The 25,352-nt window shown below is 59.2% G+C and carries 30 protein-coding genes and 1 pseudogene; 20 read left to right on the top strand and 11 right to left on the bottom strand.

The window, feature by feature from the left end; translation table 11 throughout:
- Nucleotides 1-50: 50 nt before the first annotated feature.
- Nucleotides 51-944, top strand: coding sequence for a LysR family transcriptional regulator (locus J4E42_RS09100; RefSeq protein WP_207285026.1), 894 nt, complete (start codon nt 51-53; stop codon nt 942-944).
- Here J4E42_RS09100 and J4E42_RS09095 read toward each other — a convergent pair.
- Nucleotides 941-1,267 (bottom strand): YqjD family protein, encoded by a 327-nt coding sequence (locus J4E42_RS09095; RefSeq protein WP_008027738.1) that lies wholly within the window; start codon nt 1,265-1,267, stop codon nt 941-943. The genes J4E42_RS09100 and J4E42_RS09095 overlap by 4 nt on opposite strands.
- A gap of 158 nt (nt 1,268-1,425) precedes the next feature.
- Between J4E42_RS09095 and J4E42_RS09090 the strand changes: the two genes are divergently transcribed.
- Together J4E42_RS09090 and J4E42_RS09085 are read left to right on the top strand one after the other, a co-directional pair.
- Nucleotides 1,426-1,641, top strand: coding sequence for a dodecin (locus J4E42_RS09090; RefSeq protein WP_008027736.1), 216 nt, complete (start codon nt 1,426-1,428; stop codon nt 1,639-1,641).
- 122 nt (nt 1,642-1,763) lie between these two features.
- A complete protein-coding gene (locus J4E42_RS09085; protein ID WP_207285025.1) occupies nt 1,764-1,985 on the top strand; it encodes a DUF1161 domain-containing protein in 222 nt (73 codons plus the stop codon).
- Nucleotides 1,986-2,054: 69 nt separating this feature from the next.
- On the opposite strand, the gene J4E42_RS09080 is transcribed toward J4E42_RS09085, so the two are convergent.
- Nucleotides 2,055-3,056, bottom strand: a complete 1,002-nt coding sequence (locus tag J4E42_RS09080) for an LLM class flavin-dependent oxidoreductase (RefSeq protein ID WP_008027732.1) — start codon at nt 3,054-3,056, stop codon at nt 2,055-2,057.
- 243 nt (nt 3,057-3,299) lie between these two features.
- Between J4E42_RS09080 and J4E42_RS09075 the strand changes: the two genes are divergently transcribed.
- Nucleotides 3,300-3,728, top strand: a complete 429-nt coding sequence (locus J4E42_RS09075; RefSeq protein ID WP_008044663.1) for an OsmC family protein — start codon at nt 3,300-3,302, stop codon at nt 3,726-3,728.
- Between the two features lie 150 nt (nt 3,729-3,878).
- Nucleotides 3,879-4,118 (top strand): DUF1161 domain-containing protein, encoded by a 240-nt coding sequence (locus tag J4E42_RS09070; RefSeq protein ID WP_008044665.1) that lies wholly within the window; start codon nt 3,879-3,881, stop codon nt 4,116-4,118.
- Between the two features lie 6 nt (nt 4,119-4,124).
- Here the strand turns inward: J4E42_RS09070 and J4E42_RS09065 are convergent, their stop codons facing one another.
- The gene (locus J4E42_RS09065) at nt 4,125-4,547 is read right to left on the bottom strand and encodes a hypothetical protein (RefSeq protein ID WP_207285024.1); all 423 of its coding nucleotides are present in this window, start codon (nt 4,545-4,547) and stop codon (nt 4,125-4,127) included.
- 40 nt (nt 4,548-4,587) lie between these two features.
- Entirely contained in the window at nt 4,588-5,010 is a 423-nt protein-coding gene (locus J4E42_RS09060) for a hypothetical protein (protein ID WP_008027723.1), read from the bottom strand.
- Nucleotides 5,011-5,070: 60 nt separating this feature from the next.
- Between J4E42_RS09060 and J4E42_RS09055 the strand changes: the two genes are divergently transcribed.
- Complete coding sequence (locus tag J4E42_RS09055) at nt 5,071-6,162, top strand: aminopeptidase (protein ID WP_207285023.1); 1,092 nt, start codon at nt 5,071-5,073, stop codon at nt 6,160-6,162.
- An 89-nt stretch (nt 6,163-6,251) separates the two neighbouring features.
- On the opposite strand, the pseudogene J4E42_RS09050 reads toward J4E42_RS09055, so the two are convergent.
- The 3 genes and pseudogenes from J4E42_RS09050 to J4E42_RS09040 form a co-directional block, all read right to left on the bottom strand.
- Nucleotides 6,252-6,710 (bottom strand): annotated as a pseudogene (locus tag J4E42_RS09050) (REP-associated tyrosine transposase).
- A 173-nt stretch (nt 6,711-6,883) separates the two neighbouring features.
- Complete coding sequence (locus tag J4E42_RS09045; protein WP_008044671.1) at nt 6,884-7,534, bottom strand: HAD family hydrolase; 651 nt, start codon at nt 7,532-7,534, stop codon at nt 6,884-6,886.
- 27 nt (nt 7,535-7,561) lie between these two features.
- Nucleotides 7,562-8,107 (bottom strand): gamma carbonic anhydrase family protein, encoded by a 546-nt coding sequence (locus J4E42_RS09040; RefSeq protein ID WP_207285022.1) that lies wholly within the window; start codon nt 8,105-8,107, stop codon nt 7,562-7,564.
- 62 nt (nt 8,108-8,169) lie between these two features.
- Between J4E42_RS09040 and prlC the strand changes: the two genes are divergently transcribed.
- Both prlC and J4E42_RS09030 read left to right on the top strand, forming a co-directional pair.
- Nucleotides 8,170-10,248, top strand: coding sequence for an oligopeptidase A (gene prlC / locus J4E42_RS09035; protein WP_207285021.1), 2,079 nt, complete (start codon nt 8,170-8,172; stop codon nt 10,246-10,248).
- Nucleotides 10,245-10,529, top strand: a complete 285-nt coding sequence (locus J4E42_RS09030; protein WP_008027712.1) for a YheV family putative zinc ribbon protein — start codon at nt 10,245-10,247, stop codon at nt 10,527-10,529. The genes prlC and J4E42_RS09030 overlap by 4 nt, the downstream gene beginning before the upstream one ends.
- Nucleotides 10,530-10,573: 44 nt before the next feature.
- On the opposite strand, the gene J4E42_RS09025 is transcribed toward J4E42_RS09030, so the two are convergent.
- Together J4E42_RS09025 and J4E42_RS09020 are read right to left on the bottom strand one after the other, a co-directional pair.
- Complete coding sequence (locus J4E42_RS09025; protein ID WP_008027710.1) at nt 10,574-11,215, bottom strand: dual specificity protein phosphatase family protein; 642 nt, start codon at nt 11,213-11,215, stop codon at nt 10,574-10,576.
- Nucleotides 11,216-11,413: 198 nt separating this feature from the next.
- On the bottom strand, nt 11,414-11,719 hold the full coding sequence (locus J4E42_RS09020) for a hypothetical protein (protein WP_207285020.1): 306 nt from the start codon (nt 11,717-11,719) through the stop codon (nt 11,414-11,416).
- Nucleotides 11,720-11,950: 231 nt separating this feature from the next.
- On the opposite strand from J4E42_RS09020, the gene J4E42_RS09015 reads away from it, so the two are divergent.
- From J4E42_RS09015 to J4E42_RS09005, 3 genes are all read left to right on the top strand, one after another.
- Entirely contained in the window at nt 11,951-13,009 is a 1,059-nt protein-coding gene (locus J4E42_RS09015; protein ID WP_008027708.1) for a PA0069 family radical SAM protein, read from the top strand.
- Between the two features lie 243 nt (nt 13,010-13,252).
- Nucleotides 13,253-13,984 (top strand): carbonic anhydrase, encoded by a 732-nt coding sequence (locus tag J4E42_RS09010; protein ID WP_008044681.1) that lies wholly within the window; start codon nt 13,253-13,255, stop codon nt 13,982-13,984.
- A gap of 90 nt (nt 13,985-14,074) precedes the next feature.
- Nucleotides 14,075-15,601, top strand: coding sequence for a SulP family inorganic anion transporter (locus tag J4E42_RS09005; protein ID WP_207285019.1), 1,527 nt, complete (start codon nt 14,075-14,077; stop codon nt 15,599-15,601).
- A 95-nt stretch (nt 15,602-15,696) separates the two neighbouring features.
- Here the strand turns inward: J4E42_RS09005 and J4E42_RS09000 are convergent, their stop codons facing one another.
- On the bottom strand, nt 15,697-16,347 hold the full coding sequence (locus J4E42_RS09000; RefSeq protein ID WP_207285018.1) for a hypothetical protein: 651 nt from the start codon (nt 16,345-16,347) through the stop codon (nt 15,697-15,699).
- 371 nt (nt 16,348-16,718) lie between these two features.
- On the opposite strand from J4E42_RS09000, the gene coxB reads away from it, so the two are divergent.
- The 4 genes from coxB to J4E42_RS08980 all read left to right on the top strand — a co-directional run bounded on the left by coxB (nt 16,719) and on the right by J4E42_RS08980 (nt 21,100).
- The gene (gene coxB, locus J4E42_RS08995) at nt 16,719-17,846 is read left to right on the top strand and encodes a cytochrome c oxidase subunit II (protein ID WP_008027701.1); all 1,128 of its coding nucleotides are present in this window, start codon (nt 16,719-16,721) and stop codon (nt 17,844-17,846) included.
- Nucleotides 17,847-17,928: 82 nt separating this feature from the next.
- A complete protein-coding gene (gene ctaD, locus J4E42_RS08990; protein WP_008044690.1) occupies nt 17,929-19,521 on the top strand; it encodes a cytochrome c oxidase subunit I in 1,593 nt (530 codons plus the stop codon).
- A 114-nt stretch (nt 19,522-19,635) separates the two neighbouring features.
- Nucleotides 19,636-20,187: a cytochrome c oxidase assembly protein gene (locus J4E42_RS08985; protein ID WP_008027696.1), complete on the top strand. Its 552-nt coding sequence runs from the start codon at nt 19,636-19,638 to the stop codon at nt 20,185-20,187.
- A 25-nt stretch (nt 20,188-20,212) separates the two neighbouring features.
- Complete coding sequence (locus tag J4E42_RS08980; RefSeq protein WP_008027694.1) at nt 20,213-21,100, top strand: cytochrome c oxidase subunit 3; 888 nt, start codon at nt 20,213-20,215, stop codon at nt 21,098-21,100.
- A 25-nt stretch (nt 21,101-21,125) separates the two neighbouring features.
- Here J4E42_RS08980 and J4E42_RS08975 read toward each other — a convergent pair whose 3' ends face one another.
- Nucleotides 21,126-21,329 carry a twin transmembrane helix small protein gene (locus tag J4E42_RS08975; protein WP_008027692.1) on the bottom strand — a complete coding sequence of 68 codons (204 nt, stop codon included), beginning with the start codon at nt 21,327-21,329 and terminating at the stop codon, nt 21,126-21,128.
- Nucleotides 21,330-21,399: 70 nt separating this feature from the next.
- On the opposite strand from J4E42_RS08975, the gene J4E42_RS08970 reads away from it, so the two are divergent.
- Genes J4E42_RS08970 through J4E42_RS08950 form a run of 5 tightly spaced genes read left to right on the top strand, consistent with a single transcriptional unit; the run spans nt 21,400 to nt 25,302 of the window.
- Nucleotides 21,400-22,140, top strand: a complete 741-nt coding sequence (locus tag J4E42_RS08970; RefSeq protein ID WP_207285017.1) for an SURF1 family protein — start codon at nt 21,400-21,402, stop codon at nt 22,138-22,140.
- Nucleotides 22,106-22,699: a hypothetical protein gene (locus J4E42_RS08965; RefSeq protein ID WP_008027689.1), complete on the top strand. Its 594-nt coding sequence runs from the start codon at nt 22,106-22,108 to the stop codon at nt 22,697-22,699. Before J4E42_RS08970 ends, J4E42_RS08965 begins: the two co-directional genes overlap by 35 nt.
- A 10-nt stretch (nt 22,700-22,709) precedes the next feature.
- The gene (locus J4E42_RS08960) at nt 22,710-23,783 is read left to right on the top strand and encodes a heme A synthase (RefSeq protein WP_192417858.1); all 1,074 of its coding nucleotides are present in this window, start codon (nt 22,710-22,712) and stop codon (nt 23,781-23,783) included.
- Nucleotides 23,771-24,670 (top strand): heme o synthase, encoded by a 900-nt coding sequence (cyoE, locus tag J4E42_RS08955; RefSeq protein ID WP_008027686.1) that lies wholly within the window; start codon nt 23,771-23,773, stop codon nt 24,668-24,670. Before J4E42_RS08960 ends, cyoE begins: the two co-directional genes overlap by 13 nt.
- Nucleotides 24,667-25,302 carry an SCO family protein gene (locus tag J4E42_RS08950; RefSeq protein WP_008027684.1) on the top strand — a complete coding sequence of 212 codons (636 nt, stop codon included), beginning with the start codon at nt 24,667-24,669 and terminating at the stop codon, nt 25,300-25,302. The genes cyoE and J4E42_RS08950 overlap by 4 nt, the downstream gene beginning before the upstream one ends.
- Nucleotides 25,303-25,352 lie beyond the last annotated feature (50 nt).

Below are 25,352 nucleotides of genomic sequence, written 5' to 3'. Positions count from 1 at the left end.
CTGAAAACCGATAAGATCGCCACAACCTGTCAGGAAAACTCACAGATCACATGAGCCACGACCTTCCCCCGCTGAACGCGCTTCGCGCCTTCGAAGCCACTGCCCGCCTGAACAGCGTCAGCCAGGCCGCCGAACAGCTGCACGTCACCCATGGTGCAGTCAGCCGGCAATTGAAAGTGCTCGAAGAGCATCTCGGGGTGAGTCTGTTCATCAAGGATGGTCGCGGCCTTAAACTCACAGATGCCGGCGTGCGATTGCGCGATGCCAGCGCTGAAGCCTTTGAGCGCTTGCGCACGGTCTGCGCCGAGTTGACCCAAAGCACCGCCGACGCGCCGTTCGTGCTCGGCTGTTCGGGCAGTCTGCTGGCGCGCTGGTTTATTCCGCGTCTGGGTCGGTTGAATGCTGATCTACCGGACCTGCGCCTGCACTTGTCCGCCGGAGAAGGCGATCTCGATCCCCGTCGTCCGGGGCTGGACGCCTTGCTGGTGTTCGCCGAGCCGCCATGGCCTGCGGACATGCAGGTTTACGAATTGGCCAGCGAACGCATCGGCCCGGTCATGAGTCCACGCTTCGCCGATTACGAACTGCTTCAACAGGCGCCAGCAAGCGCGCTGTTGAAGCAGCCGTTGCTGCACACCACTTCCCGTCCGCAGGCCTGGCCAAGCTGGGCGCAGCAAAGCGGCCTCGACGCCAAAGCGTTGAAGTACGGGCAGGGCTTCGAGCATTTGTATTATTTGCTGGAGGCGGCAGTGGCTGGTCTCGGTGTCGCGATTGCCCCTGAACCTTTAGTCGCCGAGGACTTGAAGGCAGGGCGCCTGGTTGCGCCGTGGGGTTTCAGCGAAACCCCGGCGCAACTGGCGTTGTGGCTACCCAAGCGCGCCGCGGACGGACGCGCTCGGCAACTGGCGCAGTGGCTGAAAAACGAGCTGCGCCAGACGGATTAATCGCCGCGTTTACACAGCAGATAGGCCGCGAGCAGACCCAACGCCCCCACCGCGACACCGGCTGTAGTCCAAGGGTGTTCCTGGGCGTAGTCCCGAGTGGCGATCCCGGTTTCACGGGTTTTGACTTTAACTTCTTCGTACGCATCGCTGAGCAAATGACGCGAATGCTTGAGGGCGCTCTCGGCGTTGGCTTTCAACGCCTTGAGGGTTTTACGCGACTCGTCCGAGGCGTCGTCCTTCAGGTTCTCCAAAGACTTCAACAGACTCTCGATCTCGGCTTCCATGCTTTGCAATGAGGCTTTACGTAAAGAGGTATTGGCCATGGTGGCTCTCCTGCATTGATGATGAGTGGCGTGTGTTGGTTGGGACTTCAGAGGTTCAAGAAAGTGCAGTAAATCTGAACTTCTGCCTCTTGAAGGCCGGCAGAAGTAATACGAAAAATCACTGCTAGGCTGTATTTCACACCCTGAGGAGAACGCCCATGACTGACCATCACACTTACAAGAAAGTCGAACTTGTCGGCTCATCCACCAGCAGCATTGAAGACGCCATCAACAACGCGCTGGCCGAAGCCAGTAAAAGTCTCAAGTACATGGAATGGTTCGAAGTGACCGAAACCCGCGGGCACATCAAGGACGGCAAGGCAGCGCACTTCCAGGTGACGCTCAAGGTCGGGTTCCGGATTGCCAGCAGCTAAGATTGAGCTAGTCTTCTGAACTTGCGCGCTGGCCGAGTGCCATAGGGAATGGCAAAGCGCTACATGAGTGCATCCGGCTGATGGCTGGATGCTCCCTTTGATCCGACCAGGGAATGCGACCGATGAAGAAGTTTATGTTGGCGGTAGGTTTGTTGAGCCTTGCGGGCGCGGCGTTTGCTGACGGCAAGCCATGCGAAGAGCTGAAAGCCGAAATCGCAGCGAAGCTGGATGCCAAAGGCGTTTCTGGCTACTCACTGGAAATCGTTGATAAGGGCAGCGCTGCTGGCGGAAAAGTCGTCGGCACCTGTGAGAAAGGCACCAAGGAAATCGTCTACAAACGGTAGGCCGATTCCATCGTTAAACGAAAAAGCCGACGCAATGGCGTCGGCTTTTTTATGCGCGCTGTTTAAGCGTCAGCCCTTCATGACTTGCGCTAGCAGCTCATAGGAATGCACGCGATCGGCATGTTCATACAGGTCGCAGGTAAAAATCAGCTCGTCTGCCTGGGTCTGCTCGATCAATACGTCCAGCTTGGCGCGGATTTTCTGCGGGCTACCCACCATCGCCAGTCCCAGGAAATCATGCACCGCGTCTTTCTCATGGGGCAGCCACAGGCCATCCATGGTTTTCACCGGCGGACGCTGGACCAGGCTTTGCCCACGCATCAACGCGAGGATGCGCTGGTAAACCGATGTCGCCAGATACTCGGCCTGCTCGTCGGTGTCAGCCGCTACCAGCGGAACGCCAAGCATCACGTAGGGCTTGTCCAATACCGCTGAAGGCTTGAAGTGATTGCGATAGACGCGAATCGCCTCATGCATGAAGCGCGGTGCGAAATGGGAAGCGAACGCGTAGGGCAAACCGCGCTCACCTGCCAGTTGTGCACTGAACAGGCTCGACCCCAACAACCAGACCGGGACGTTGGTGCCGGTGCCCGGCATGGCGATGATTCGCTGGTCTGGCGTGCGTGGACCGAGGTAGCGCACCAGCTCCGCCACATCTTCAGGGAAATCATCGGCACTGCCGGAACGCTCACGACGCAAGGCGCGTGCAGTCATCTGATCGGAACCGGGTGCGCGGCCCAGGCCCAGGTCGATCCGGCCCGGATACAGGCTTTCGAGGGTGCCGAACTGCTCGGCAATCACCAATGGCGCGTGGTTGGGCAACATCACGCCACCTGAACCGACCCGAATGGTCGACGTGCCGCCGGCCAGATAGCCCAGCAACACCGAGGTCGCGGAGCTGGCGATGCCGTCCATGTTGTGGTGTTCGGCCACCCAGAAGCGGTTGTAGCCAAATTTTTCGACGTGCTGCGCCAGGTCCAGGGAATTGCGCAGCGACTGGGCCGCGCTGCCGTTCTCGCGCACGGGCACCAGATCAAGGGTCGAGAACTTGATATCGGACAGTCGTTTCATAAACCTGCTTCTCCAGTTGAGGTCGCAGGTTTTTTCTTGCAAACGAAAACCTGCCGAATCCATAAGCGTGCTTCATGCAATGAGGGCATATACCCGAGTTTCAATAGCCGAGACAAAAAAACCTACGAAAACGGTAGGACTAATGAATTCAGGTGAACTTTGCACCGCCGTCTATCCTCAGAACCCTGGCAACCGAAAACCACGAAGGCGCGACGCTTCGCGCCGGATCTTGAGGAGGCAGACATGGCTATTACCAAGAAAGCATCGGCGCATTGGGAAGGCGACCTGAAAACCGGCATCGGCTCGATTTCCACCGAAACCGGTGTTCTCAGAGAAGCCCCCTACGGCTTCAAGGCACGTTTCGAAGGCGGTAAAGGCACCAATCCGGAAGAGCTGATCGGCGCGGCCCACGCCGGTTGTTTCTCCATGGCTTTTTCAATGATTCTCGGCGACGCCGGTCTCAAGGCTGACAGCATCGATACGAATGCCGAGGTCACGCTGGACCAGGTCGACGGAGGGTTTGCGATCACTGCGGTGAAGTTGATCCTGAAGGCGAAAATCCCTGGGGCGACCCAGGCGCAGTTCGAGGAACTGAGCAATAAAGCCAAAGAAGGCTGCCCGGTGTCCAAAGTGCTGAATGCGAAAATCAGCCTGGATGCGACGCTGCTCTAGACCCGTCTTATCGGGCAAAAAAAATCGCAGCCTTCGACAGGCTGCGATTTTTTTGCGCTGAAACAAAACCCGGCTGGCGTCCCTGTGGTCGAATAAATGACAGCAGTGAAAACGCATCAACCTGCGTGCTGCCTCAAAGGAGCTTCAACCATGAAACGTTTTGCCCTGGCGATTATCTGCAGTGTGCTGGCCACTTCGGCACTCGCTGCGCCCAAGGATTGCGAAGAACTCAAGAATGAGATCGAAGTGAAGATTCAGGCGAATGCCGTGCCCTCCTACACGCTGGAAATCGTGTCAAAGGAAGAGGCCGCCCAGCATGACGCCGCGATGGTCGTCGGCACTTGCGACAACGGCACCAAAGCCATCATTTACCAGAAGAACGACAGTTGATCCGCCTCACATGAGGCAATAGGACGCTCGGTCTTCAGCGACGATTTCCCGCTTGGCGTTGTACAAACGAGCGCCGGGAGTGAACGCTATCGAACGGCCTTCCAGCACATAACGCTGGCCTGCTTCGAAATGATCGTAGTTGATGGTCAAGTAGCACAACCGTTCCGTGGGACCGCTCATCACACCAAAGCCCCCGCCACCGGGCACTTCAAAGTCGAATCGAACGACCAGCTCATGGCTGCCGGGCGTCACCTGGAAGAAACGCCCGTCGCGCAGTCGCTGCTTGTCCAGTCGTTCCGCCATCAGCAACTTATCGTTGGGGAATGGCGTAGAAAACTCGACCCAGGCCATCTGAGGATTGACCGCCGGTAACGGGCTCTGGCAACCGGCAAAGGCGCTTGCCGCGAGCAATAGCAATAACCTGCGCATGATGAATGTCCCGAGGATTGGACATTCAGCATAACGCCGATCAGGTCCGTTGACAGCCTGCCGGAGTGCCTTGGCCTATCACTTTTCGCTGTTGGTCATAGAGCTTGGCCCACGGCCGAAAACCGATATTCCCTGCTTGCAGCTGATATTTCTCACCCGCGTTGAAATTGTTGAATTTCACATTCAGTTGGCAATCGCGCCATAGTGGCTCGGCGTCCGGCCCGATGTTGCTCGGATCGACCGGGAACAGATATCGCACCGTCAATTCATGACTGCCGGGCTGGACCTCGAAGTAGCGCTTGTCGGTGGAGGCCTTGTCATCGACTTCCAGCGCTTGCAGTGCGGTGTCTTCCTGCGGTGTATCGAGATCGATCCACGCTTGAGACGGATCATGGTGAGGTAATCCGAATCCTGCACAGCCTGTCAGCAACAACAGGCCTCCCGTCAGCATCATCTTGCGCATAGCGGAGCTCCAGTCAGGCGGGATAGTCTTGCGGGAAGACTCTCCAGGGATGATTTTATTTTGATCAGGCCGCTTCCAAGCCTTGGGTTACTTGATCGCGTTTTGCGTGTTTTGTTTCCGGGTGTGTTGTTTTTGTTGCTCAACGGTTGCGCCAGCGTCAGCTATTACAGCCAATTGGCCAGTGGCCAGCTGCAATTGCTGCGGGCTCGGGAGCCGGTTTCCGATGTGATTGCCGACCCCACCCGCGATCAAAAGCTGCGTGCGCATCTAGCCCAGTCGCAAAAGGCCCGGGCGTTTGCCAGCCAGCAGCTGCATCTGCCGGATAACCAGAGCTACCGTTTGTACGCCGACATTGGCCGACCGTTCGTAGTCTGGAACGTGTTCGCCACGCCGGAATTTTCCCTGACGCCGCAAAACCACTGCTTTCCCGTCGCCGGTTGCGTCGCCTACCGCGGCTATTACAACCAGAGCGCGGCCCGTGGTGAGGCGGCGTTGCTGCGACTGCAAGGTATGGACGTGTCGATCGGCGGCGTCGAGGCCTATTCGACGCTCGGCTGGTTCAACGATCCGATTATCAGTTCGATGATGGGTTGGGGCGATGAACGGTTGGCAACGCTGATCTTCCATGAACTGGCGCATCAGCGCTTTTATGTGAAGGACGACACGGAGTTCAACGAGTCTTTCGCCACGTTCGTTGAACAGGAAGGCACTCGGCAGTGGCGCGCCCATCGCGGGTTGGCGCCGGACAACGGCGCCCAGGCGCAGCGACGGGATCAGTTCATTCAGCTGGTTCTGGATACGCGCTCGCGACTTGAACAGCTGTATGCCCAGCCGCTACCCGCCGAACAGATGCGCCAACGCAAAGCCGCTGAGTTCGAGCGGCTACGAGCGGAATACCGGCAGATACGCGACAGCCAATGGGCTGGAGATAAACGCTATGACGCGTGGATCAACGCGCCGATGAACAATGCGCGGTTGTTGCCGTTTGGTTTGTACGACCAGTGGGTGCCGGCGTTTGCGGCGTTGTTCCGGCAAGCGGGTGGGGATTGGGTGAAGTTTTATGCGGCGGTGGAGAAGCTTGGTCCTTTGGAGGTTACTGAGCGCAAGGCGGCATTGAAGGCTTTGGCGGAATCGAAAATTTCCGGTGACTGAATAGGCCTCTTCGCGGGCAAGCCTCGCTCCTACAAGGGCTGATGAACATCTGTAGGAGCGAGGCTTGCCCGCGAAGAGGCCCTTAAAGGTCACAACCAGATTGCATCCCACAGTGGATAATTCCCTACCTTCTCAACCAAACCCGCACGCAACGGGTTAGCGACGATGTAGCGAGCAACCGCCTGCAAGTCCTCTTCCTTTCGAATGGCGCGATCATGATAACCGTGTTGCCAAACCGGACCTTGGCGGCCAACTGAACGATTAAGCGTCACTGCAATGCGTGATTTGGTCCGAGCCATCAACTTGGGTAGCTGAGTATTTTTTAGCTCGATCAACCAATGGAAATGATCGGGCATGACGACCCAGGCTAGCGACGTCGCAAACTCTTCTCACTCTGCCGTTCGAAAAGCATCAACCACCAAACGCCCATTGTAGAAGTCGCGGAACAACGGTTCTCGATTCAAAAGCACCGCTGTCAGTAGGTAAATCTGTCCGGACTCCGAATATCGTCCTGTGCGCAATCGGTGAGCGTGTTTTAACTCCGGCAATGATGATCCTCCTTGATCGTGGCCCGCCTCTTCAGGCTAGAACGACAAGAAGGGTTTTGAGTGAGAACAGTTGATCCGGATGTGTATCGGCGGACGCCTTCGCGGGCAAGCCTCGCTCCTACAGCACTGATGAAGATCCGTAGGAGCGAGGCTTGCCCGCGAAGGCGTACTTATCAGCGCTGCAAAAACGCCTGATGCATCTCATCCAGCGTTTCAAAATGATAGGTCGGCGCTTCCGCGCTCAGCTCTTCGCGACTGCCAAACCCATAACCCACCGCCGCCGCATCCAGCCCATTGCTGCGTGCGCCGATCAGGTCGTGTTTGCGGTCGCCGATCATCAAGGTGTTGGCCGGGTCCAGGCCTTCTTCCGCCATCAGGTGGGCGATCAACTCGACTTTGTTGGTCCGCGTGCCATCCAGCTCGCTGCCGTAAATCACCTTGAAGTGTTTGGCGAAGTCGAAGTGCCGGGCGATTTCCCGGGCGAAGATCCACGGCTTGGAGGTCGCGATGTACAGCTGACGCCCTTGCCCGCCGAGGGTTTCGAGCAGCGGCGTGACACCATCGAACACGCGGTTTTCGTACAGACCGGTGACCTTGAAGCGCTCGCGGTAAAAATTCACCGCCTCCCACGCCTTGGGCTCGTCGAAGTCGTAGAACTGCATGAACGCCTGCAACAACGGCGGGCCGATGAAGTGTTCAAGCTTGGTCAGGTCGGGTTCTTCGATGCCGAGTTTGCTCAGGGCGAACTGGATCGAACGGGTGATGCCCTCGCGCGGGTCGGTCAGGGTGCCATCGAGGTCGAACAAAACGGTTTGGTAATGCATTTTGAATCCTGAATAAGAGCGCCGGGGTCAGAGCTGATCGTAGCCTTCGGCCAGATGCAGGTCCTTGAGCTTCACGTAATTCGCCGCGCTGTAGCTGAAAAAGGCTTTTTCCTTGTCCGTCAGCGGGCGGATCTGTTTCACCGGACTCCCCACATACAGAAAACCACTGTCCAGGCGCTTGCCCGGTGGCACCAGGCTACCGGCGCCGATGATCACATCATCCGCGACCACCGCACCGTCCATGACGATGCTGCCCATGCCGATCAATACGCGGTTGCCCACGCTGCATCCATGAAGCATGACTTTGTGCGCGATGGTCACGTCGTCGCCGATCAGCAACGGAAAGCCATCGGGGTTGAACGGCCCGGCGTGGGTGATGTGCAGCACACAGCCGTCCTGCACGCTGGTGCGCGCACCGATGCGGATGCGGTGCATGTCGCCGCGGATCACCGTCAGCGGCCAAACGGAGCTGTCATCGCCGATTTCGACGTCGCCGATCACCACCGCCGAACTGTCGACAAAAGCGCCTTTGCCCAGCAGCGGCGTGTGGTTCTGATACTTGCGAAGGGTCACGATAGGGTTTCTCTCTGTTGCCGATAGCTGCGGTGAGCGTCGATTGTAATTAAGATGGCCGCATGTTTCTTCCAGCCAAGGTGCCAAACGTGAGCGTGAACAACCCTCTTTTGCAGTCCTACGACCTGCCGCCGTTCTCGGCGATCCGGGCCGAACACGTGCAACCGGCCATTGAACAGATCCTGGCTGACAACCGCGCCGCGATTATCGAGATCCTCAAAACCCAGGGTAAACAACCAACCTGGGCCGGCCTGGTGCTGGCGATGGACGAACTCAACGATCGCCTTGGCGCTGCCTGGAGCCCGGTCAGTCACCTGAACGCCGTGTGCAACAGCCCCGAATTGCGCGAAGCCTACGAGTCCTGCCTGCCAGCGCTCAGCGCCTACTCCACCGAGCTGGGCCAGAACCGCGAACTGTTCGAGGCCTTCGAAGCCTTGGCCAACAGCCCTGAAGCCGCCGGTTTCGACGTCGCGCAGAAAACTATCCTGGAACACTCCCTGCGTGACTTCCGCCTGTCGGGTATCGACCTGCCAGAAGCCGAGCAGAAACGTTACGCCGAAGTACAAAGCAAGCTCTCCGAACTGGGCAGCCGCTTCTCCAACCAACTGCTCGACGCGACTCAAGCCTGGACCAAGCACGTTACCGACGAAGCCGCCCTCGCCGGCCTGACCGATTCGGCCAAGGCACAAATGGCTGCGGCTGCGCAGGCCAAAGATCTGGAAGGCTTCCTGATCACCCTGGAATTCCCGAGCTACTACGCGGTGATGACCTACGCCCAGGACCGTGCCCTGCGCGAAGAAGTCTACGCCGCCTACTGCACCCGTGCGTCGGACCAAGGCCCGAATGCCGGCCAGAACGATAACGGGCCGGTGATGGAAGAAATCCTCGACCTGCGTCAGGAGCTGGCAAAGCTGCTGGGTTTCGCCAGTTTCTCGGAGCTGAGCCTGGCCACCAAGATGGCCGAATCCAGCGATCAGGTGCTGAGTTTCCTGCGCGATCTGGCCAAGCGCAGCAAGCCGTTCGCCGCTCAGGATCTGGACCAGCTCAAGGCTTACGCCGCCGAACAAGGCTGCCCGGACCTGCAAAGCTGGGACAGCGGTTTCTACGGTGAAAAGCTCCGCGAACAACGTTACAGCGTTGCCCAGGAAGCCCTGCGCGCTTACTTCCCGATCGACAAAGTGCTGGGCGGTCTGTTCGCCATCGTTCAACGTCTGTACGGCATCGAGATCGCCGAACAGAAAGGCTTCGACACCTGGCACCCGGACGTTCGCCTGTTCGAGATCAAGGAAAACGGCCAGCACGTCGGCCGCTTCTTCTTTGACCTCTACGCCCGCGCCAACAAGCGCGGCGGCGCGTGGATGGACGGCGCCCGCGACCGTCGTCGTACGGCTGAGGGCGTGCTGCAAAACCCGGTGGCCAACCTGGTGTGCAACTTCACCCCGGCCGACAGCGGCAAACCGGCGCTGCTGACCCACGACGAAGTGACCACCCTGTTCCACGAATTCGGTCACGGCCTGCATCACCTGCTGACCCGCGTCGAACACGCCGGCGTATCCGGCATCAACGGCGTGGCGTGGGACGCGGTCGAGTTGCCAAGCCAGTTCATGGAAAACTGGTGCTGGGAGCCGGAAGGCCTGGCGCTGATTTCCGGTCACTACGAAACCGGCGAACCGCTGCCGCAGGACCTGCTGGGCAAAATGCTCGCCGCGAAGAACTTCCAGTCCGGCCTGATGATGGTGCGTCAGCTCGAGTTCTCGCTGTTCGACTTCGAACTGCACGCCACCCACGGCGATGGCCGCAGCGTGCTGCAAGTGCTCGAAGGCATACGCGACGAGGTCTCGGTCATGCGCCCGCCGGCTTACAACCGCTTCCCGAACAGCTTTGCGCACATCTTCGCTGGCGGTTATGCGGCGGGTTACTACAGCTACAAATGGGCTGAAGTACTCTCGGCAGACGCCTTCTCGAAGTTCGAAGAGGACGGCGTGCTCAACGCCGAAACCGGTCGCGCCTTCCGCGAAGCGATCCTCGCGCGCGGTGGTTCGCAGGAGCCGATGGTGCTGTTCGTCGACTTCCGTGGCCGTGCCCCGTCGATTGACGCACTCTTGCGCCACAGCGGCCTGAGTGAGGACGCAGCAGCATGAGCGAGGGACCTGTGAAGACGAAAAAACGCTTTATCGCCGGGGCGGTCTGCCCGGCCTGCAGCGAGCCGGACAAATTGATGATGTGGAGCGAAGACGATGTCCCGCATCGCGAGTGCGTGGGCTGCGGTTATTCCGACACGTTGAATGAACAAGGCCTGTCCGTGCCCAAGGAATTGGGCACACGGGTCAACACGTCAGCGCTGAAGGCGCCGGACGCCAAGGTTCAGGCCGTGCAGTTTTTCCCGAACCCGAAGCTGAAGAAAAAGCCTGACGAACACTGAGTGCAGCAATGACCTCCCGCAGCGCAATGCTGTGGGAGGTGCTGTTACTCGACGTGGGCCGACTTGAACCAGCTCTTCATCGAGCAGGCCGCGAACGGGCTTGTACTGCATTCCCCATTGGCCAGCGCCGTGCGCAGCTTCTCGGCATCCGCCTGCATCATGTAACGAATACCGTCCTTGAAGTGGGTGCTGTCGCCAAAGCCACCTTGAGTCATCTCGTTCAGGGCGTCTTCCTTGCTCCAGCCTTGCACCACCACCCGGTACATGGCGGCCATCAGGCCGGTCCGGTCCGAACCATGCTTGCAGTGCATCAACACCGGGCCCTTGGCTTCGGCGGCCTGAATGGTGCGAAGGGCCTTGAGCACATCCGCGTCATCCACGTGGTTGGTGCGATAGGGCAACTGCACCTGGTCTATACCGGGCGTGGCCAGCCAGCTTGAATCCGACTCGGGCAGGAAGTTGATCACGGTGGCGACCTTGAGTTTTTCCAGCAACGGGACGGCTCCGCGGTCAGGCAATGCACTGCGGTAGAGCGTTGGAGACATCTGGAAGAGGTTGTACTGCACCTCGACCGATTGAGCCCACTCCGCAGGACGGGGTGCGACCGCATCGTCAGCGTGGGCGAGCGTCAGATTGAGGAATGCGACCAGCGACAGACACATCGCAGGGATAAGACGTAGGGACATGCTCGGCGACCGTATGCAAAGAGGCGGGATGACGACGCCAGATTGAGCCCTGATCAGTCAAAGACCTGTGAGCCGTCTGTCAAAGAATCGTGAATCATCCATTTATATACGATTGATCAACCATGGACGACGGTAGTTTCATGCCCCATTGCAACTAAGCCTGTATGAATCTCACACAGGTTTAGTTAAATAACAGGCTTAAGGATTGACGATACTGGAATACGCTTTCGCCAAGGCCAACAGTTTCTCCTTGTCATCACTGTCGATATCGCCGTCACCGTCCACATCGCTATTGACTACTTTGATAGTGAAGGACCGGCCACCATCACTGGAGACCGCCGTCACGTAGGCTGAATCCACCAAGGCCTCGGTCGACAGCTCATTCACGGCGTCCCACCCCAGCTCCTTGCGAGCCAGTTGCATCGATACCTGCGCTTCCCGCGGGTTGGCAATACTCGGCGCCAGCAATTGTAAAAAGATACCGCGCTGATTGAATAACGACATTTATTAATTCCATTTAATAAGTAAATACACGGAACTTCGTGCAAAGCGAATACTACTTATCAAGTTAGCATCGGGGCTATTCGATATTTGTTTCCCGGCGTTGCGCCAAGTTGTACTTGTCAATCAATTACACAATAAATGCTCATCCTGCTTTGCCAGGGCGCCAAACGGCACTGGCCGGTTTGCTCAACCTTCGATACTGTATGCACATACAGCTACGAGTATTGTCCGATGAGCACTCCCTTGCCACCCCGCGGTCGCGGCACCGCCACCAACCCGCACAACCGCTTCGCGCCAAACCGCTCGGTGGCGGAGGACGATGGCTGGTATCAGGAGGCGCCGATGACCCAGGGCACCGAGGTGCGCATCGAGACCGCTAAAACCATCATCACCCGCAACAACTCGCCAGACTTGCCCTTCGATCGCTCGATCAATCCGTATCGCGGTTGCGAGCATGGCTGCATTTATTGCTACGCACGGCCCAGCCACGCCTATTGGGACATGTCGCCGGGGCTGGATTTCGAAACCCGATTGATCGCCAAGACCAACGCCGCCGATGTGCTGGAAGAACAGCTGTCCAAACGCGGCTATCAATGTGCGCCAATCAACCTGGGCTCCAACACGGATCCTTATCAACCGATCGAACGCGAACACAAAATCACCCGCAAAACCCTGGAGGTGCTGCTGCGTTACCGTCACCCGGTGACCATCATCACCAAGGGCTCACTGATTCTTCGCGACCTGGACCTGCTGGCCGAACTCGCCGAGCAAAGGCTGGTGGCGGTGATGATCAGCCTCACCACGCTGGACGATGAACTCAAACGCATCCTCGAACCGCGTGCCGCAGCGCCCAAGGCCCGTCTCCGGGCGATCCGGGTGATGCGTGAAGCCGGGATTCCGGTGGGGGTGCTGTGTTCGCCGATGATTCCGATGATCAACGACAGCGAGCTCGAAAGCCTGTTGACCGAGGCACAGGCGGCCGGCGCACAAAGTGCGGCCTACATGATGCTGCGCCTGCCACTGGAGGTGGCGCCGCTGTTCGAAGAATGGCTGGCGGCCCACTATCCTCAGCGGGCGGCCCATGTGTTGAGCCTGATCCGCCAGAGTCGTGGTGGCGAGCTCTACGACAGTCGGTTTGGCAGCCGGATGCGGGGCGAAGGTCCATTTGCCGACCTGCTGGCGCAACGCTTTGCCAAAACCATCAAACGCCTGGGGCTCAATCAGCGGGAAGGATTCAATCTGGATTGCGAAGCCTTCTGTCCGCCGGGTCGCCAGATGTCGCTGATTTAAGGACAATTGGCCTATGGTGAGTAATGGAAAACGTGCGACGCATTTAGGCTGGTCACGTTTTTTGTGATCTGGAACACACGTTCTAGAGCGGTTCATTCAGTTTCAGTTAAGATTCGGCCGCTACCTTGTTCATCGAGTGACTGACGGGTCGAGATTTACGACCTGGATGTTTTTTATACAGCCACTGGCTTCACACCGGACAAAACGGGAAAATTCCCTGACTCCGCCAATGAGGATGAATTCATGAGTGACAAGGATAAACAGCCGTTGGCTGCGTCGGCTTCAGCCCAAACCGAGGCAGAAACCGCCGATGCAGCGTTGAAGCATATTGTTGACGGCTTTTTGCATTTTCATCATGAGATCTTTCCGCAGCAGGAAGAGCTCTTCAAAAAACTCGCCACGGCTCAACAGCCAAGGGCGATGTTCATTACCTGCGCCGACTCACGCATCGTGCCCGAACTGATCACCCACAGTTCGCCTGGCGATCTGTTCGTGACCCGTAACGTCGGCAACGTCGTACCGCCTTACGGCCAGATGAACGGTGGCGTATCCACGGCCATCGAGTACGCGGTGCTGGCGCTGGGCGTGCAACACATCATCATCTGCGGCCACTCCGATTGTGGCGCGATGCGTGCGGTGCTCAATCCCGACAGCCTGGAAAAGATGCCCACGGTCAAAGCCTGGCTGCGGCATGCGGAAGTCGCGAAAACCATGGTGCACGACAACTGCAACTGCACCGACGAAAACGAGACCATGCACATCCTCACCGAAGAGAATGTCATCGCCCAATTGCAACACTTGCGTACGCATCCCTCGGTAGCCTCGCGCATGGCGAACGGTCATCTGTTCATCCATGGCTGGGTCTACGACATCGAGACCAGCGCCATCAAAGCTTATGACGCCGATCAGGGTCGTTTCCTGCCGCTCGATGGCAGCCATCCGATTCCAGTGGCGACGCCCAAAGCGCGCTTCTAAATCTTCCTAAAAATCTGTGTGGTTTGACCCCGGCCGCTGTTTCAGCGGTCCGGCCTTGCCATGCCTGAAGAAAACTTCGGGAGAATCACCATGCGTGCAGCGCAACTCAAAGCTGTTCTGCCACGGGAGCTGCTCGCTTCAGTGGTCGTGTTTCTGGTCGCCCTGCCCTTGTGCATGGGCATCGCCATCGCCTCGGGCCTGCCACCCGCCAAAGGCCTGATCACCGGGATCGTTGGCGGCCTGGTGGTGGGCTGGCTTGCCGGTTCGCCACTGCAAGTCAGTGGCCCGGCGGCCGGGTTGGCCGTTCTGGTATTCGAACTGGTGCGCCAGCACGGCATCGCCATGCTTGGGCCGATCCTGCTACTGGCGGGTTTCCTGCAACTGGTGGCCGGGCGCTTGAAGCTGGGCTGCTGGTTTCGAGTAACGGCGCCGGCGGTGGTCTACGGCATGCTGGCCGGGATTGGCGTGTTGATCGTGTTGTCACAGGTGCATGTGATGCTCGACTCGGTGCCGAAACCTTCCGGGCTGGATAACCTGGCCGCCTTCCCCGCTGCCGTGGCTCAAGCCTTGCCTTCTTTTGGATGGCAAGCCGGTTTGCTCGGGCTCGCAACCATAGCGGTGATGTGGCTGTGGGAAAAACTCCGCCCACATTCCCTGCGCTTCATTCCGGGAGCGCTACTGGGCGTAGGTCTGGCGACGGTCGCCAGCCTGATGCTCGCCTTGCAGGTCAAACGGGTGGAAGTCCCGGCCAATCTGGCGGAAGCCATCGACTGGCTGAAACCCGAAGACTTGCTCAACCTGGCCGACCCGACCTTGCTGATCGCCGCCTTCGCCGTGGCCTTCATCGCCAGTGCCGAAACCCTGCTGTCGGCCGCAGCGGTAGACCGCATGCACAGCGGTCAACGCTCGGACTTTGACCGGGAATTGTCGGCTCAGGGTGTGGGCAACATGCTCTGCGGCCTGCTCGGTGCGCTGCCGATGACCGGCGTGATCGTGCGCAGTTCGGCCAACGTGCAGGCCGGCGCCACCACCCGAATGTCGACGATATTCCATGGCCTGTGGCTGCTGGCGTTCGTGTTGCTGCTGTCGAGCGTACTGCAAAGCATTCCCGTGGCGAGCCTGGCGGGTGTGTTGGTTTACACAGGTTTCAAATTGGTGGACCTGAAAGCCTTTCGCAGCCTGGGCCGATACGGCCGGATGCCGATGTTCACTTACGCGGCGACAGCGCTGGCGATCATCTTTACCGATCTGTTGACGGGCGTGCTGATCGGCTTCGGTCTGACACTGGCGAAACTGGCGTGGAAGGCCTCACGGTTGAAAATCAGCCTGATCGATCTGCCCAAGGACGGTGAGATGGAATTGCGACTGATCGGGGCGGCGACCTTTCTCAAGGTGCCGGCACTGACTCAGGTGCTGGGGACCATCCCCGCCGGCGCGACGGTGCATGTGCCACTCAATAACCTGAGCTACATCGATCATTCGTGCCTGGAATTGCTTGAGGAATGGGGGCGGGCCAATGCGGCCAAGGGTTCGACGCTGCTGATTGAGGCGCGGGGGTTGAAGCGCAGGCTGGAAGGGCGGTTGCGAACCACCGCCGGAGTAGGCTCCACCGCCTAAAACACCCCTGTAGGAGCGAGGCTTGCCCGCGAAGCTTTTGGCGTATTCAAAGACGCCTTCGCGGGCAAGCCTCGCTCCTACAGGGAGCATTGGGGTTATGCGGCGGGTTGGTCCAGTTCGAGACCTACGCCCAGCCGGCGCGACATGCATGGCCAGCGTTTCCACGCAGCGCCGGTATCCGGGCTGCTGAGCTTCGCGCGGTAGGCTTCGACCGACTCCAGCGCAAAGCTTTCATCGTCGAGCATGTTATCCACCGCGTGGTGCACCACTTCATCCAGTTGGTTGGCAAATTCCTCACCGATCAGTTGGTGAGCGATCAGGTTGGCGACAGTCATGTCCAAGGGGATCAGTGGCTGGCCAAAATGCTTGATGTACAGGTCGTTGACCTCTTCGACAAACCGATGCGCCAGATAGGCCTCGTCCAGCAGGCTGTCCAGTCCGACGTGCCCTGCCATGATTTCTGGCGGCTGAAGGAAGTATTGCTCGGCAATTTTCAGCACCGGTTTGATCTGTGACTCGATACCCGCTTCCTTGGCGACTTCATTGGCTGCATCCAGCAGATCAGGAACTTCATCGATATAGGCGGCTACAAAACGCGTCAGCACGCCATTGGCATCCGCCTCCGGCAGTTGGATCGATGGGTGTAGATGAGGCAGTTTGCTTTCCAGCTGACGTGTCAGCAGGCCGGTCTCGGCTTCATGTTGTTGGGCTTTTTGGATCTGCTCGCGCAATGCGGCGGTGTTCATGAAAACTCCAGGAAACAAAGGCAATGAAATAGGGAAGACATAACTTAGCTGGCATCCAAAATCTGCTAAGACGCATTTGTCATAAATATTTCATCCTTGAGACGTCAAAGTTATATCGATGTGCCACCACTCCTCTGCATCCTTCTCCATTCGTGACCTAGAACGCAAGTCCCAGCTGTTTCAGATGATTTACGCCCTCACATTGCGAGGTAGCAGTCGCTGTCTATACTCGGGTTGGAATGGAGTTAGCTGATGACGTCCGACTGCACACGCAGCAAGACCCGGCGATTCAAGTTCGTAGTCTGAAAATGCCGCTCCCTTGCCGCAGGTGAAAGCCGGCGGGATAACAAGAACGATAAGGGGAACCCGCAATGATGCGACATCCACACGTCTGGATGGGCCTCCTGTTGTGGTCGATTTTCAGTCAGGCACAAGCGGCCTGGACTGTGAATATGGCGCCGGGAGCGACTGAAATCAGTCACGCAGTATTTGACCTGCACATGACCATTTTCTGGATCTGTGTAGTGATCGGCATCATCGTCTTCGGCGCCATGTTCTGGTCGATGATCCTCCACCGCCGCTCGACCGGGCAGGTGGCCGCCAAGTTTCATGAAAGCACTACCGTCGAAATCCTCTGGACCATCGTGCCCTTCATCATTTTGGTGGCCATGGCGGTACCGGCGACAGCGACCCTGATCAAGATGTACGACGCCAGTGAGCCGGATATCGATATCCAGGTCACCGGCTATCAGTGGAAGTGGCACTACAAATACCTGGGCCAGGACGTCGAGTTCTTCAGCAACCTGGCCACTCCCGCCGACCAGATCCACAACAAGGAAGCCAAGGGCGAGCACTACTTGCTCGAGGTCGACAAGCCGCTGGTGCTGCCGATCGGCGCCAAGGTGCGCTTCCTGGTGACCTCTGCCGACGTCATCCACTCCTGGTGGGTGCCAGCCTTCGCGGTCAAGCGCGATGCGATCCCGGGGTTCGTCAACGAAGCCTGGACCCGCGTCGACAAGCCCGGTCTCTATCGTGGCCAGTGCGCCGAGTTGTGCGGCAAGGACCACGGCTTCATGCCGATCGTGGTCGAGGTCAAGGAAAAGGCCGATTACGAAAAATGGCTGGGCGAGCGCAAGGCAGAAGCTGCGCAACTCAAAGAACTGACCAGCAAGGAATGGACCCTCGACGAGCTCAAGGAGCGCGGCGACAAGGTCTATCACACCACTTGCGTGGCCTGTCACCAGGCCGAAGGCCAGGGCCTGCCGCCGATGTTCCCGGCGCTCAAGGGCTCGAAAATCGCCACCGGACCGATCAAGGATCACTTGGGCATTGTCTTCCACGGCAAGCCTGGCACCGCCATGGCGGCGTTCGGCAAGCAGCTGTCGGAAGTCGATATCGCAGCGGTCGTGACCTACGAACGTAACGCCTGGGGCAACAACAAGGGCGACATGGTCACGCCTAAAGAAGTGCTGGAGCTGAAACAGGCGGAAAGCAAATGACCCGGTCTATTGCGTACACCAGCAACCGGCCGGGGCACTGCGCCCCGGCCCGCCCAGCCTCTCTGTTTGCAGGAGACATGAAATGACGGCTGTCATCGATGACCCTGTCCATACCCATACCGAGCACGCCCATGGCCCTGCCAAAGGCCTGATGCGCTGGGTGCTGACCACCAACCACAAGGATATCGGCACGCTGTACCTGTGGTTCGCATTCTCCATGTTCCTATTGGGCGGTTCGTTCGCGATGGTAATTCGCGCCGAACTGTTCCAGCCGGGATTGCAGATCGTCCAGCCGGAATTCTTCAACCAGATGACCACCATGCACGGTCTGGTGATGGTCTTCGGTGCGGTGATGCCGGCCTTCGTCGGCCTCGCCAACTGGATGGTCCCGCTGATGATCGGCGCGCCAGACATGGCGCTGCCACGGATGAACAACTTCAGCTTCTGGCTGTTGCCGGCGGCGTTCCTGCTGTTGGTGTCGACCCTGTTCACCCCCGGTGGCGGGCCGAACTTCGGCTGGACGTTCTACGCGCCGCTATCCACGACCTATGCGCCGGAAAGCGTGACGTTCTTCATCTTCGCCATCCACTTGATGGGGATCAGTTCGATCATGGGTGCGATCAACGTGATCGCCACCATCCTCAACCTGCGCGCCCCCGGCATGACGTTGATGAAAATGCCGCTGTTCGTCTGGACCTGGCTGATCACCGCGTTCCTGCTGATCGCGGTGATGCCGGTACTGGCCGGTTGCGTGACGATGATGCTGATGGACATCCACTTCGGCACCAGCTTCTTCAGTGCTGCCGGTGGCGGTGATCCGGTGTTGTTCCAGCATGTGTTCTGGTTCTTCGGTCACCCCGAGGTGTACATCATGATCCTGCCGGCCTTCGGTGCCGTCAGCTCGATCATCCCGGCGTTCTCGCGCAAGCCGCTGTTCGGCTACACCTCGATGGTCTATGCCACGGCATCTATTGCGTTCCTGTCCTTTATCGTCTGGGCACACCACATGTTCGTGGTGGGCATTCCGCTGGTGGGCGAGCTGTTCTTCATGTACGCCACGCTGCTGATCGCCGTGCCGACGGGGGTGAAGGTGTTCAACTGGGCCAGCACCATGTGGCAAGGCTCGCTGACCTTCGAGACACCGATGCTGTTTGCCGTGGCGTTCGTGATCCTGTTCTCCATCGGCGGCTTCTCCGGGTTGATGCTGGCCATCGCCCCGGCGGACTTCCAGTACCAGGACACCTACTTCGTGGTCGCACACTTCCACTACGTACTGGTGCCGGGGGCGATCTTCGGGATCTTCGCGTCGGCCTACTACTGGATGCCGAAATGGACCGGCCACATGTACGACGAAACCCTCGGCAAGCTGCACTTCTGGCTGTCGTTCATCGGCATGAACATGGCCTTCTTCCCGATGCACTTCGTGGGGCTGGCAGGAATGCCGCGGCGGATTCCGGACTACAACCTGCAATTCGCCGACTTCAACATGGTGTCTTCGATCGGCGCGTTCATGTTCGGCGCCACGCAGATTTTCTTCCTGTTCATCGTGATCAAGACCATCCGTGGCGGCCCGCCAGCACCGGCCAAACCGTGGGATGGCGCGGAAGGCCTGGAGTGGAGCATCCCGTCACCGGCGCCGTATCACACGTTCACCACGCCGCCGGAAGTGAAATGAACATCACCCTTGTAGGAGCCAGCTTGCTGGCGATGAATTCCACGCGGTGTGCCAGACACACCGCCATCGCTGGCAAGCCAGCTCCTACAGGGTTTTGTGCGGAGGTTGGAAACCATGGCTGATTCTGTTTCGATGAAAAAACTGGTCACCCGCCTGTTGCTGGTGGTGGTGGCGATGTTTGTCTTCGGCTTTGCCCTGGTGCCGATCTACGACGTGATGTGCAAGGCGTTCGGCATCAACGGCAAGACCGCCGGGCAATACGAAGGCGAACAAACCGTCGATACCTCGCGGCAAGTCCGCGTGCAGTTCCTGTCGACCAACTCTGCTGACATGTCCTGGGATTTCTACCCCAAGAGCGATGAGTTGACGGCCAACCCAGGGGCGGTCAACGAGATGATCTTCATCGCCCACAACCCGACCGACCGGCCGATGAGCGCGCAAGCGGTGCCGAGCATCGCGCCGAGCAACGCGGCGGCGTATTTCCACAAGACCGAATGTTTCTGCTTTACCCAGCAAGTGCTGCAGCCCGGTCAACGGATCGAGATGCCGGTACGTTTCATCGTTGACCGCGACATGCCCAAGGAAGTGAAGCACCTGACGCTGTCCTACACGCTGTTCGATATCACCGCCCGACATCCACCGGTGGCTGTAAATACTGGCGGCTGAGCGTGCCCGATAAGGAGAACAATAAATGGCAACTCATGAGCACTATTACGTACCGGCCCAAAGCAAATGGCCGATCATCGCCACGGTCGGGATGTTCATCACCGTGTATGGCCTGGCCACCTGGTTCAACGATCTGAAAGCGGCGCGGCCGGAATCCCACGGCCCGCTGATCTTTTTCGTCGGTGGCCTGCTGCTGGCGTACATGCTGTTCGGCTGGTTTGGCACGGTGATCAAGGAAAGTCGCAGCGGTTTGTACAGCGCGCAGATGGATCGCTCGTTCCGCTGGGGCATGAGCTGGTTCATTTTCTCGGAGGTGATGTTCTTCATCGCCTTTTTCGGCGCGCTGTTTTATGTGCGCCATGTGTCCGGCCCCGCCTTGGGTGGCGAAGGCACCAAAGGCCTCGCCCACATGCTGTGGCCTGCCTTCCAGTGGACCTGGCCGCTGCTGAACAACCCGGACTCCAAACTCTTTGTCCCCCCGAAGGAAGTCATCAGCCCCTGGGGCCTGCCGTTGCTCAATACCGTGTTGCTGGTGAGTTCCAGCGTCACGATAACCATCGCCCACCACGCCTTGAGAAAGGGCCATCGCGGTGCGTTGAAAATCTGGCTGGCGATCACCGTGTTGCTGGGCTGCGCGTTCCTCGGCTTCCAGGCCGAAGAGTACATCCACGCCTATCACGAACTGGGCCTGACCCTGGGTTCGGGCATCTATGGCGCGACGTTCTTCATGCTCACCGGATTCCACGGCGCCCACGTAACCATTGGCACCATCATTTTGTTTGTGATGCTGATGCGAATCCTGCGCGGACACTTCGATAACGAGCACCAATTCGGATTCGAGGCAGCGAGCTGGTATTGGCACTTCGTGGATGTCGTGTGGATCGGGTTGTTCATTTTCGTCTACGTGTTGTAGGAGCCAGCAAGCTGGCTCCTACAAGTTACCAAGGCGCAGTAGAGACTAACTGGCCGCTGAAAAAACCCCAGGCGATCAAGCCGACGGTAACAGCGGCCAGGGCAACACGGACACTCAAGGCAATGACGAGGCGGTTCGAGCTGCTGTCGTCCTTGACCAGAAAAAACAGGCCGCTGAACAGGCTGACAACCGTGGCAATCAGCATCAGGACGATGGCTGCTTTGAGCATGGTGGGACTCCGGGGGACAGGCGATGCACTTGAGTATAGCTATCGCGACCAATGACTTTCTGGCGACGCCATGAAGCGCTTTCGGCCGGGCATCGTGCCGACGCTGGTGGTCGCCCTCCTGCTGCCGCTGCTGGTGTCGCTCGGCTTCTGGCAACTGGGCCGTGGCGCAGAGAAAAGCGCGCTGCTGCACACCTACGCCGAACGCCGTGCCGCCGAACCGATGGCCAGCACCGAACTGCCACACACCGAAGATCCGGCCTTTCGCCGGGTTCGCCTGCACGGCCAGTTCGACGCCGCGCACAGTCTGCTGCTGGATAACCGTCAACGCGACGGCAAGGTTGGCGTCGAGCTGCTGCAACCGTTTCAGGATCAGGCGACCGGGCTCTGGCTGCTGGTCAATCGCGGCTGGCTGCCGTGGCCGGACCGGCGCACACCGCCGCAATTCAATACACCCGCCCAGGCATTGAGTCTCGATGCCTGGGTCTACGTTTCCCCCGGCGCGACGTTTCAATTACACGCTGACCCGGACAGCACAACCTGGCCGCAGCTGATCACAGCGGTGGAACCGACCAGGCTCTGGTCAGCTCTGGGCCGTGAAGGTCTTGCCTACGAATTACGCGCAGAAAACAGCCTCGCAACCTACCGGGCCGACTGGCCGATCGTTGCCACAGGGCCGGAAAAACACATCGCTTATGCCGTGCAGTGGTTCGCCATGTCGATCGCCCTGCTCGGCCTTTTTATCTACCTCGGCTGGCACAACGCAAAGGAGAAACACCATGGGAGCGGCCATGAATCCACCCAGCATGTCTGAAGCGAAAACGCCGGCGAACCGGCGCAAGGGTCGCTTGCAGCTGTTACTGATCCTGCTCGTGGTGATCGGCCCGATGATCCTCGCCACCGGCATGTACAAACTGAATTTCTGGGTGCCGGAAGGCCGCAGCTATCACGGCGAACTGATCGGCAACGGCCAGACCCGCGCCGACCTTGGCGTGCAGGCGCAGGAAGAGCGCTGGCAACTACTGGTCACGGCACCGAAGGCGTGTGCAGTGGACTGCCAGCAACTGGTGTATCTGGCACGGCAAATCCAGATCGGCCTCGGTCGCGATGCGTCCCGCGCCAGTCATGCCATCGCCACCGCGCAGCCGCTGAACAGCGATTACGAGACTAAACTTCAACGCGAGTACCCGCAGTTGCAGCGGTATTCCCTGGACCTGCCGACCTACACCAAAGGCGCTCAGAGCAATGACACGCCGCACCTGTGGATCATCGACCCCCACGGCAATCTGGTGCTGCGCTACGACCCGACGGTGAAGGGCAAGGACTTGCTCAACGACCTGCGCCATCTGCTGAAACTGTCGAACATCGGATAAGGGCATCGTCATGGCCAAACCTGGATTTCGCCTCGCGCTGTTTGCCACCTTGCTGGCACTGATTGTGGTGCTGCTCGGCGCCTACACCCGCCTGACCCACGCCGGTCTCGGCTGCCCGGACTGGCCGGGCTGCTACGGCTTTATCAGCGTGCCGAAAAGCGAAGCCCAGCTGGCGCATGCCGAACTGCACTTTCCCGATGCGCCCGTCGAAGCGCACAAGGGCTGGAACGAGATGGTCCACCGTTACTTCGCCGGCACGCTGGGGCTGTTGATCTCGGTGCTGGCCGGTCGCGCGTGGGTGCATCGTCGTCATCCGGGGCAACCGGTGAAGCTGCCGTTGTTTCTGCTGGCGGTGGTGATTGCCCAAGCAGCGTTCGGCATGTGGACGGTGACGCTCAAGCTTTGGCCGCAAGTGGTGACGGGGCATTTGCTCGGCGGGTTCGCGACGTTGAGCCTATTGTTTCTGCTGACCCTTCGCCTGTCCGGCGTGCTGCCTGCACTGACCGTACCCCGGCGCTTGCAGTACTGGGCGACGGCCGGGTTGTTGCTGGTCATCCTGCAAATCGCCCTCGGCGGGTGGGTCAGCTCCAACTACGCGGCGGTGGCCTGCATCGACTTCCCGACCTGCCACGGGCAATGGCTGCCACCGGCGGACTTCGCCAACGGCTTTCACCTGACCCAGCACATCGGCCCCAATTACCTGGGCGGGCAGCTCGACAGCGATGCTCGCACGGCGATTCACCTGACTCACCGTATCGGCGCGCTGTTGGTGACAGTGGTGCTGCTCGGCCTCGCATGGCAACTGAAAGTCGTCGGCATGACGCGCCTGGCCGGGCTGGTGCTGATTGCCCTCGCCGCACAAATCACCCTCGGCATCAGCAACGTGCTGTTCCACCTGCCGCTGCCGGTGGCCGTCGCGCATAACGCCGGCGGTGCAGCGCTGCTGCTGACGATGGTGCTGGTCAATTATCACGCGCGAACCAGTCTGGTTCGGGTCAAGCAACCGACACGCTGGCGGTTCAGCCCGCGTAAACATTCAGCCGGGCCCATAACAATAAAAGGAGAGATGCCATGGCGACTCTGATCGGCGCACGTCACAACCAGGCAATCTGGCGTGACTACCTGGAGCTGACCAAGCCGAAAGTGGTGGTGCTGATGCTCATCACCTCGCTGGTCGGCATGTTCCTCGCGACCCGCGCCGGGGTGCCATGGACCGTGCTGGTGTTCGGTAATCTGGGGATCGCCTTGTGTGCCGGCGGTGCGGCGGCGGTGAATCATGTAGTGGACCGACGCATCGACGCGGTGATGGCCCGAACCCACAAACGCCCCTTGGCCGAAGGCCGGGTCTCACCGACGGCGGCGCTGACGTTCGCATTGGTGCTGGCGGTGCTGGGCCAGGCGTTGCTGCTGGCCTTCACCAACCCGCTGACCGCTTGGCTGACCCTCGCCTCCTTGCTCGGTTACGCGGTGGTCTACACCGGTTTCCTCAAACGCGCGACGCCGCAGAACATTGTCATCGGCGGCCTCGCCGGTGCCGCCCCGCCGCTGCTCGGCTGGACCGCCGCCACCGGCCACATCAGCGCCGAACCGTTGTTGCTGGTGCTGATCATCTTCGCCTGGACCCCGCCGCACTTCTGGGCGCTGGCGATTCACCGCAAAGAGGAATACGCCAAGGCCGACATTCCGATGCTGCCGGTAACCCACGGCGAGCACTACACCAAGATTCACATCCTGCTCTATACCTTCGCGCTGCTGGCCGTGAGCCTGATGCCGTATGTGATCCACATGAGCGGCATGCTTTACCTGATTTGTGCGTTGGGACTGGGCGCAAGGTTTCTGCAATGGGCCGTGGTGCTGTACCGTGGCACTCGACCGCACGCGGCGATCAACACGTTCAAGTACTCTATTTACTACTTGTTCCTGTTGTTTATCGCGCTGCTCGTAGACCACTACCTACTGTTGAACCTATGACTCGAACCCAGAAAACCGTCTTCATCCTTGTTGCCCTGATCGCACTGGTTCTGGGCCTGACCATCAATAAAGTGCTGTCCGGCAAAGGCCAGGGCGACCCGACCGCGTTGATCGACGCCGGGATCATCCTGTTGCCGCAAAGCCGTAACCTGCCGGACGTGACGATGACCGATCAGGACGGCAAACCGGTGGCGGTCAACGCGCTGAAAGACAAGTGGAGCCTGCTGTTCTTCGGCTACACCTTCTGCCCGGACATCTGCCCAACCACCCTCGCCCAACTGCGCCAGATCAAGAGCGAACTGCCGCCGGAGGCTGTGGATAAGTTGCAGATCGTGCTGGTCAGCGTCGACCCGAACCGCGACACGCCCAAGCAACTCAAGCAGTATCTGGGCTACTTCGATCCGCAGTTCCAGGGCCTGACGGCGACGTCGGTGGAAGACATTCAGAAACTGGCCAACGCGGTGAGCATTCCGTTCATTCCGGCGGACACCAGCAAACCGAATTACACGGTTGATCACAGCGGCAACCTGGCGGTGATCGGGCCGGACGGGACACAGCGCGGGTTTATCCGGGCGCCGTTGAACAACGCGAAGCTGGTAGCGCAGTTGCCGGTGATGCTCAACCGTAAATAAACCCCACGTCCTTGTAGGAGCCAGGCTTGCCGGCGAAGGCGATCTCTCGG

Source organism: Pseudomonas sp. FW300-N2A2 (genome assembly GCF_017351735.1).
In the GTDB taxonomy this organism is placed as follows: Bacteria; Pseudomonadota; Gammaproteobacteria; order Pseudomonadales; family Pseudomonadaceae; genus Aquipseudomonas; species Aquipseudomonas migulae.
Note: the sequence above shows the minus strand (reverse complement) of the source record. Positions and strands in the feature narration are given on the sequence as shown.